The 8,176-nt window shown below is 40.3% G+C and carries 10 protein-coding genes and 1 rRNA gene; 2 read left to right on the forward strand and 9 right to left on the reverse strand.

What is annotated here, in order from left to right; translation table 11 throughout:
* From O3598_RS09110 to O3598_RS09140, 7 genes are all read right to left on the reverse strand, one after another.
* Positions 1–744 (reverse strand): TonB family protein, encoded by a 744-nt coding sequence (locus tag O3598_RS09110; protein WP_371452469.1) that lies wholly within the window; start codon positions 742–744, stop codon positions 1–3.
* 4 nt (positions 745–748) lie between these two features.
* Positions 749–1,153: an ExbD/TolR family protein gene (locus O3598_RS09115; RefSeq protein ID WP_371452470.1), complete on the reverse strand. Its 405-nt coding sequence runs from the start codon at positions 1,151–1,153 to the stop codon at positions 749–751.
* Positions 1,150–1,761 (reverse strand): MotA/TolQ/ExbB proton channel family protein, encoded by a 612-nt coding sequence (locus tag O3598_RS09120; RefSeq protein WP_005376405.1) that lies wholly within the window; start codon positions 1,759–1,761, stop codon positions 1,150–1,152. The genes O3598_RS09115 and O3598_RS09120 overlap by 4 nt, the downstream gene beginning before the upstream one ends.
* Before the next feature lie 548 nt (positions 1,762–2,309).
* Positions 2,310–3,260, reverse strand: coding sequence for an ABC transporter substrate-binding protein (locus O3598_RS09125; RefSeq protein WP_371452472.1), 951 nt, complete (start codon positions 3,258–3,260; stop codon positions 2,310–2,312).
* A gap of 81 nt (positions 3,261–3,341) precedes the next feature.
* Positions 3,342–4,403, reverse strand: coding sequence for an ABC transporter substrate-binding protein (locus tag O3598_RS09130; RefSeq protein WP_371452474.1), 1,062 nt, complete (start codon positions 4,401–4,403; stop codon positions 3,342–3,344).
* Between the two features lie 112 nt (positions 4,404–4,515).
* A complete protein-coding gene (locus tag O3598_RS09135) occupies positions 4,516–5,649 on the reverse strand; it encodes a M48 family metallopeptidase (protein WP_227068934.1) in 1,134 nt (377 codons plus the stop codon).
* A gap of 183 nt (positions 5,650–5,832) precedes the next feature.
* Positions 5,833–6,195: a CGGC domain-containing protein gene (locus tag O3598_RS09140; RefSeq protein ID WP_005376431.1), complete on the reverse strand. Its 363-nt coding sequence runs from the start codon at positions 6,193–6,195 to the stop codon at positions 5,833–5,835.
* Between the two features lie 224 nt (positions 6,196–6,419).
* Between O3598_RS09140 and O3598_RS09145 the strand changes: the two genes are divergently transcribed.
* Positions 6,420–6,563 carry a type II toxin-antitoxin system RelE/ParE family toxin gene (locus O3598_RS09145; RefSeq protein ID WP_005380085.1) on the forward strand — a complete coding sequence of 48 codons (144 nt, stop codon included), beginning with the start codon at positions 6,420–6,422 and terminating at the stop codon, positions 6,561–6,563.
* Complete coding sequence (locus O3598_RS09150; RefSeq protein WP_038125254.1) at positions 6,544–6,819, forward strand: helix-turn-helix domain-containing protein; 276 nt, start codon at positions 6,544–6,546, stop codon at positions 6,817–6,819. The genes O3598_RS09145 and O3598_RS09150 overlap by 20 nt, the downstream gene beginning before the upstream one ends.
* Before the next feature lie 102 nt (positions 6,820–6,921).
* On the opposite strand, the gene O3598_RS09155 is transcribed toward O3598_RS09150, so the two are convergent.
* A complete protein-coding gene (locus O3598_RS09155) occupies positions 6,922–7,812 on the reverse strand; it encodes a pirin family protein (RefSeq protein WP_371452476.1) in 891 nt (296 codons plus the stop codon).
* Between the two features lie 174 nt (positions 7,813–7,986).
* Positions 7,987–8,103: ribosomal RNA gene (gene rrf / locus O3598_RS09160) — 5S ribosomal RNA — on the reverse strand.
* Between the last annotated feature and the right edge of the window lie 73 nt (positions 8,104–8,176).

Raw genomic sequence — 8,176 nt, forward strand, 5'->3', positions numbered from 1 at the left:
TTAATTCAGATTGTAGCTAACATTCACCTCAATCGTTACAGAATGTCCAGTGGTGTTCTCAATACCACCAGAACTAGAAACAAGGCTATATGCCGCATCATCTAGAATACTTGAACCACTACTGCCCGTCTTTGAAGCAGATACAAAATTACCATCACTATCAAAGGTAACATCAAAAGAAACAGTCCCTGTAATACCACGTCGTACCGCTTGTTGTGGCATAACTTTATTACTTTCTACACGTGCAATATAACCAGCACTGCTATAGGACCCTGAACCTTCCGTATCACTAGTCCCAGGATTGCCGCCCTGTGTACCAGGGCCGTCATTTGCTATTCCACCATTGCCAACGGGGCCACCACCCGGGTCTGTTGTATCACCATCGCCGGGAACACCTACAGGATTATCTGTATTCCCATGTAGATTTACACTAGCCGTTTCATTGCCACCTAGATAAGGGTTAAGATTTTGCAAGCCTGGTGTCGGTTTTCCCGATAAATCCGGTAATACACTACCCGACTTACCGCCCGCAGCATTTTCTTTATCATCAGCGATAATTTTCTCTTGCTGTTTCTTCTCCTGCTCAGGAGGTTCCGGTTGCACCATGTCAAGATTGATGACCAAATCTTTCTTTGGCGTTTCTGGTGGTTTTAAATGGCCGAACCAATCGCCTACAACACCCCAGTATGCTAAATTGACCACCAATGCAGCGATAAAAGGAATGCCATATCGTTTACTCACCATATGATCACTTCCGTTCTGTCGCTACGCTGACAAATCGAGCACCACTCATCTTTAGATTATCCAAAATGCTAATAACATCCTTATACGCAATATTTTCAGATGCACGGACGATAAAAGCCTGTTGTGGTTCCTTCGCAACGATGCCTTGAATTTCATTGCCCAAATCATCAGGTCTAATTTCACGTTCGTTCAAATACATCTTATGAGTAGCTGTGAGCGAAATCGTAATCGGCTCAATCGTTTTTGCCGTTGATGCAGAGGCGTTTGGCAAATTGAGCGGAATTTGTTCCTCTGTATTCATATATAACGTACTCATCATGAAAAATACGAGCAAGAAAAATACAATATCGATCATAGGTATAATCATGATGGTAGGTTCTTTTTGTATCCCTACTGAACTACGTTTCATCGTTGACTCCTAATATATAAATCCAAGATAGAACCTAAACGTTGTTCCAATTTTGCAATATCATAATTTACTTTACTTGTGCACCAGCTGTGGATAGCTAATGCTACGATGGCTACTGAAAGCCCAGTTGCCGTTGCAATCAACGCTTCGGATACACCACCAGTAATAACGGTAGGAGCACCGATATCGCCACCAACAGCAGCGAATGAGCGAATCATACCGACTACAGTACCCAATAGACCTAGTAATGGAGCCATAGTAACCATCATGCTGAGCCAGTTAAGACCGCGTTTTAAACGTTCATCCATATACCCTACTACATCATGAAGGCGGTTTTCCAAGCCTTCAAAGTTATATACGGAATCTACAATCGGTGTTACAAATTGACTAAGTGCATCATCATTATTCTTAATCGCTTGTTCTAATGCAATCCAATCATTCGCATTACGACCTGCTTCAATGCTAGACGACAATTGTTGAATTTCACTGTCAATGCGACGATACATACGAATTCGCTCAAATAAAATCGTACATGCTGCCAACATAAATAAAACTAGCGGATACATGACTACGCCACCCGCATTAAAAAGATGAATTGCATACTCCATAATAACCTCCTCAAACTTATAATTATAAATTTGTACTCTACTGCGTATAAAACACAAATGCAATCTGTATTAATCGTTATATTACGATTAACACTAAGTTATTTTATTATTTCATAAACAAATACGTAGCACAATAAACCTATACCCTGTATAGGTATGCTATTTTACTCTATGTATTTTTATAATTACTAATTTCTCTATTGAATACATACATTTGTCTATTATATAAAAACACTAATAATTCTCATGCTAAAAATTATTTATCTGCTCTCAATACATATAAAAAAAGCAGTCTATAGAAATGTTTTCTATAGACTGCCTATACAGATATTATCTAAATTCTTAGCATACTAAGAGGCTGAACATAACACCTCTATCAAGTACATATTTATTAATTCTATACAATTTTATGAATATTATTCATACCTGCATAACCATTCGTTTAAACTATCCTATGACACCGTTATATCATCATAATAAAACTTATGTATGTGCATCCTCTCGCTACGAAATAATGATACATAAACAATATCTTGCCTATCAATACACTATCTTGCATACACCACTTGAGCTATTGTATAAATACCTCGTCCAATATGGTAACTCTTGGCCAATAGAGCATCCGTAGACACGATGGCTACCTTTTTGTTTTTAATAGCTTTCAAATTCGCCAATACAGGGTCATTATAGTAATTGGCATAGATTGCATCGCGATTATAATCCGGTGCATGTATGTCCATCGGTACAATGATAATATCAGGGTCGGCCTTGATAAGGTCTGCCTTTGTACCAAAGTTAGATTGTTTCACTCCGCTCTTAGCAGCTGCATTATCTACGCCCACATAGGTGAGCATATCGGCGATCAAGGTTTTCGGTTTACCATATAATCCGTTTTCATTATACACAGCAACGGTCTGCTTTGGATCGTCGCGGTGCGCAAAACGAAGCGATTCTGTATCGCGGATGTAGTTCATCATCGTCGCTATGAGGCTGTCCGCCTTGCTTTCACGGCCTAGTAATTTACCTACATTGCGCGTCTGGTCCTCTACGTCCTTCACAGTCGCAGGCTCTCTTAATAATGCTACCTTAACGCCCTTTTCTCGCAATGGACTAACGAGTTCTATGGATTCAGCGCCATCTTCAATGATAACAATATCCGGCTTTAACGCCACAATAGCATTCACATCAGGCGCCACCCGTTGCTTAACGGTATTAGTCACTTGATACGGTGCTGCGGTAGTAGCCACTACGGAATCACCGGCCAGTTCGCTCACCAAATCCGCCACATTAGGCCCTACGGCGACGATACGCTCTGCCTTATGATCTAATGTAACCGTTGTGCTGGTTCCATCCACCATCATATAGTGCCCGTGAGAGCTTAATATGCCGAATAGGCCCCCACTTGTAAAGTTTTGCCAAGAACGGTACATACCAAAAGCTGCTACCACCAGCCCCACAATACAAATAGCCAAAACAATCATCAAACGACGTAATTGCATAAGCTCTCCTCCTATGCTTTCAAAAACATCTCATCATGCAATACACTGTAAACTAGCAGCAACAATATAAGACCTATATCGCTAATTAGCTGGCATACTTTGGTATTTTACATAATTCTTATACGACCAATCGCCATACAACCATTTCGACATCTGTTCCATTTCATAATACATCCACGACGAATAGCTCATGATGTGCATGTCATTAATAGGATACACATAGCCCTTTTTCACAGCTGTTATATTCTGCAAGTCCGGATCATGCATAATGGCATCTATATCCTGCTTATACTCAGGTTGTTTGACCGAATATATGGTAGGCACAAAAATAACATCAGGATTGATGCGAATCAAATCCGCTTTTGTGCCCATGTTTTCTTGCATGTTGAAAGTAGGATAGCTCGCCCGATAGTCCCAAACATCAGATAGAACATTAGGATCCTTACCACGCTCTATGATTTTCAAGTTTCCTGCACCATCGATGCCATGAATCATTTCAATCATATCCCGAAGTACACCAGAGCGATACAAACCATGCGTCGGATTATATAACACAATCACCGGTTTCACATCATTTTTATGAGACTCCACCTGTTTTTTGACATGCATAACAGAACTATTAATCGAAGATTCTGCACTTGTACTGTTAAATAGCTTAGCCACTTGCTTCGTATTAAGGGTTACATCCTTTAAACTATCTTTCAGCGTATAAATAAATACAGGAATACCGGCGGCACGCAACGATGCCACTAATCCCGGCGGCGTCGTTTCCGGTGCGATAACCACATCCGGTTCATAGGCTTTTATAGACTCCACCGTAGTCTGTGCACGGCCCTTTATCTCTGTACTAGAGACATAAGGAGACCCATCGGTGGCCACAACATAGGGCTCACCAGCAGCACCAACCAAGTCCACCGTTCCGGTTCCCAAGGTAACGACGCGGCGCACATAATCCGGCACGACCATCTCTGTATGTTGACTATCTTGAATCTTTCGGTGATTCGCAGCCGTTAACATCCGACCTATCACGCCATGCCTCGGTATAACATCGCCTAACAACTCTGGCGCCATCCCAATAACTAAACCTATGGCAATACAAATGCCCATGACTATATATGGTAGTACAATCCATTTTATCTTCATAAGCGGTCTCTCTCCATATATCACTTACGAGTCATACGATTTCTTTAGTAAACTACAACCAAAAGTATGTCACCATCGTATTATATTCTTATTTAAATGAGATCTTGTTTAATTATTTCTTACTAGCTTTTTTCTTATTAGGTTTTGCTGCTTGTTTGCCTTTCGCAGGGCCTGCGGCTTTCACAAAGGAATTATTCAAATTGGTAGCTACCATAAGGGCCACATCAGCATTAGGAGTTGTGACAATAGAACGACCTGCCACGGTCACAGTAGGTCCATCATAAGATGCACCACCTAGCTGAATTTGACCATTATGATACAAGCGCGCCAATTTACCAGCCATGAAATAAGCTCGTTCTTCGCCCGTATAACGACCGCTATTGGCAGGGCTATAGATATTCACGCCATTCACGAATACCGCGCCATTATCGACCGTAACGTGATTGCCAGAATACGTATACATGCGATCAATATTGTCCTTTACACGGCTGCTCGTCTTAGGGTGATTGTTAGGACTGAACACTTGGTTCAAGCCTTCGCGATACAAATCACCGTATTTATTACGAAGCACCGCCATAGATGCAGCAGCAGCCCCCACATTATATGGAGACTCGCTCAAGATCTTAAAGCCCAATTCGTCAGCTGCCTTTTCTTGGCCCATCGTGAATACTTGGTTCTCCATGTAATTACCAGCAATATTGGACAAAATAGCCGCATTACCGCCACCGCCAGCAGCAAGGCTCACCGCTGTAGATAAACCTACTTGCTTCTTGAGACCATTGACAATGTCCTTATGCTCGCCATGAGAAATTTCATGAGCCATAACATAAGCGAGTTCATCATCATCTAATAAATCCAAAGCGCCCTTGTTAACAGACATCACGCGACCAACCGTAGCGAACGCATTGAAATCATCACTAGGATTTGCGTACACCACATACGAACGCTTGACGCTAGGCGAAGCCTCTAAGGTCTTCATGATACGTTGCACCCGTGCTTGCGCCGCACTATCCTCTAAATAGCCAGTTTGTTTCTTTGCACGAGCTAAGCTTTGTTCTTGGCCTTCCTTAGAATTATCCATTTTATTGAAAGCCGTGGATACATATGCATACGCCACTGCACCACCAATTAACGTTTCTGCAGCCCCTGCAGAAGCAGCCTCTACCGTTGCGGGTACTACGGCAACTGTTGTTAATGAAAGCCCCATCACGGCGGCTAGTACCAAAGATTTAATTTTCTTATTCATATTTGATCCTCTCATTGTCTCTCAAAATAAACTCGTTCTATTCTCTAGTTATCTCTCAAAATAAACGTGTGCTATTCTCTCATTATCTCACAACATAAATGCGCCATAGGAACACAAAGATTTCTAATAATTCGATTCATCGGCGAGTTCAATGGCCACCTTATCATCTTAAACAATAGATTCCTAATTATTTGATTCACCAACAAGCTCAATGGCTACCTTACCATCTTTAGATACAGCACCACCATGAGTGTACCCAACAACATCAAACCCAGCTGCTGCGCATTGGCGAGCTATGCTTTCATAATTGTCATTCTTACCACGCGTACACGTTGAAAGATGAATAGTAGTAACGCCATTTTTCTTGAAAGAAGCCAATTTCTTCTCCAAATCGCCACCGCTATGGGTAAAACCAACTAGCTCAGTATCCTCATCTGCATAGCGCTCAAAAGAATCCACTTTATTCATATATGCCTTAAGACAACCACCGCAAGAACAACGTTGCATCGTGTCTTCGTTCACAAGAACTGCAATCTTCTTAGACATAAACCCTCCTTAGGTAACATACATAATATTATGCATATTATATCACACCAAATTGATAAAAATTATGAATACGGTGAATATAGAATATATATCGCTAGAGTTTGTGCCCTTATGCTCATTAAATTATTGCGCTACAAAATGTAAAAGAAAAGAGTTATAGTTGAACTAATATATGCTATCGGTTTAAACCAATATATGCTATCATAAAGAAAGAAGGGTGATTAATGGAAAAGCCGAAGTTTGAGTTTTATACAAGACCTAATGGTTTTACAAAGAAAACTCAGAAAACACCAAGTCGAGAAATACAGCGAGCTAAAGTTATTAAAAAGGAATATGAGGAGGAGCAATATGCCAACAATAAAATTTGATGAATTTTTAGCAGAGCAACGGAAAAATCCTTCTTTTGAAAATGGCTTTTTAAAAGAAGATGCTAAATTAGAAAATGCAATTGCACTATTAAGAGCACGTGAGAATGCAGGGCTAAGCCAACGTGAATTAGCAGAACGTTCTGGTGTCCCACAGTCTACCATTGCTAGAATAGAACGTGGTTATAATACAAGTATTGATACACTTAGCAAAATCGCTTTCGCATTAAATAAGAGAGTGAAAATAAGTTTTATATAATAATAGCCCCTATCATAATTAGTATGATAGGGGCTATCGTATTTATATTGCATTATATTGTAATACTATATCAAATCTTGTGGAGTAAGATTTATATACGTATTACATAATATCTTCTTCACGACCGAATTTACCATTTTTGTATTCGCCATATGCGAGAATAAGCTCTGTTTTATTTGTCATAACAAATGACCCTTGTTTTACCACAGGTTCATTGAGTGGTTCTCCAGCGAGAACGAAGATTTCAAGACCTTCATCACCAGACTCTACCTCAAAGCGCTCTCCATCATTGTTGAAAAGTACAAAGTCTCCAGATTCTATGCTTTTACCATTGGCACTACCTGTACCATTAATCACAAGGAAGCCTGTATTCCAAGTCATATTCTCAGAAATAGAGATCCATGAATTAGGTTGAAGTTTTAATTTGTAAATATTCATCGGTGTATGGGATTTAGCAGGACCTGTTATATGTCTGAAAGCACCGGTGTAAACGATAGCATCGATTGTTTCATCAAGAGATTCATACCGCCCCATTGTGGTAGCAGGTATATATTGATATGCAGGTGTATCGTTTTTATGACGTTCAGGTAGATTTATCCATAATTGTAAAGCATGGAACAAACGTCCCCGCTTTGCATATTCTTTTTCATGAAATTCTTTGTGCAAAACACCACTAGCTGCAGTCATCCATTGCACATCACCAGAGTGAATAACACCACTATTACCAGCTGCATCTTTATGCCCAATGGAGCCGGAAAAAGAAAATGTTACCGTTTCAAAGCCTTTATGGGGATGTGGAGTGACACCTGTATCAAAAGGACTAGCCTCAAAATAATATGGCTCGTTATAGTCGAGTAACAAAAATGGAGACATACGATCAAGCATAGGTGACTCATCGCCATCAGGGAAGTACTGACGTGCTCTAAATCCATTGCCTACCCAATGAATATCAGGAGCTTTAATAATTCTTTCAATTGTTCTTACAGGATTCATTCTATCACCTCTTAATCGAACAGGATTTATAATAGTTGCTCATATATCTTAATGCTATTATATCTAATTTTTTCAATATATCAAGGGTGGGCTATTAGAATAGTAAAGACGGACTAGGAGGATAGGAAGCCATACAACAAAAAAAGACACACCCTAAGGTGTGCCTTTTAGCTTAATCAGCGACTTCCTATCCTCCCAGGCCGTCTCCAGCCAAGTACTTTCGGCGTTTACGAGCTTAACTACTGTGTTCGAGATGGGAACAGGTGGACCCTCGTAGCTATCGCCACTGAATCTGTCAGAGTTTGTACTCTGAAAACCACATAGAAGGTATATATATATATTTGTTGCACATTTCCGCTTATTG

It is taken from the genome of Veillonella atypica, from assembly GCF_041431435.1.
GTDB classification, from domain to species: domain Bacteria; phylum Bacillota; class Negativicutes; order Veillonellales; family Veillonellaceae; genus Veillonella; species Veillonella atypica.

Coding starts and splice junctions, on each gene's coding strand:
- O3598_RS09135 (WP_227068934.1), bottom strand. CDS start 5,649: ATGAATAAGAAAATTAAATCTTTGGTACTAGCCGCCGTGATGGGGCTT.
- O3598_RS09130 (WP_371452474.1), bottom strand. CDS start 4,403: ATGAAGATAAAATGGATTGTACTACCATATATAGTCATGGGCATTTGT.
- O3598_RS09110 (WP_371452469.1), bottom strand. CDS start 744: ATGGTGAGTAAACGATATGGCATTCCTTTTATCGCTGCATTGGTGGTC.
- O3598_RS09145 (WP_005380085.1), top strand. CDS start 6,420: ATGGAAAAGCCGAAGTTTGAGTTTTATACAAGACCTAATGGTTTTACA.
- O3598_RS09140 (WP_005376431.1), bottom strand. CDS start 6,195: ATGTCTAAGAAGATTGCAGTTCTTGTGAACGAAGACACGATGCAACGT.
- O3598_RS09115 (WP_371452470.1), bottom strand. CDS start 1,153: ATGAAACGTAGTTCAGTAGGGATACAAAAAGAACCTACCATCATGATT.
- O3598_RS09120 (WP_005376405.1), bottom strand. CDS start 1,761: ATGGAGTATGCAATTCATCTTTTTAATGCGGGTGGCGTAGTCATGTAT.
- O3598_RS09125 (WP_371452472.1), bottom strand. CDS start 3,260: ATGCAATTACGTCGTTTGATGATTGTTTTGGCTATTTGTATTGTGGGG.
- O3598_RS09150 (WP_038125254.1), top strand. CDS start 6,544: ATGCCAACAATAAAATTTGATGAATTTTTAGCAGAGCAACGGAAAAAT.
- O3598_RS09155 (WP_371452476.1), bottom strand. CDS start 7,812: ATGAATCCTGTAAGAACAATTGAAAGAATTATTAAAGCTCCTGATATT.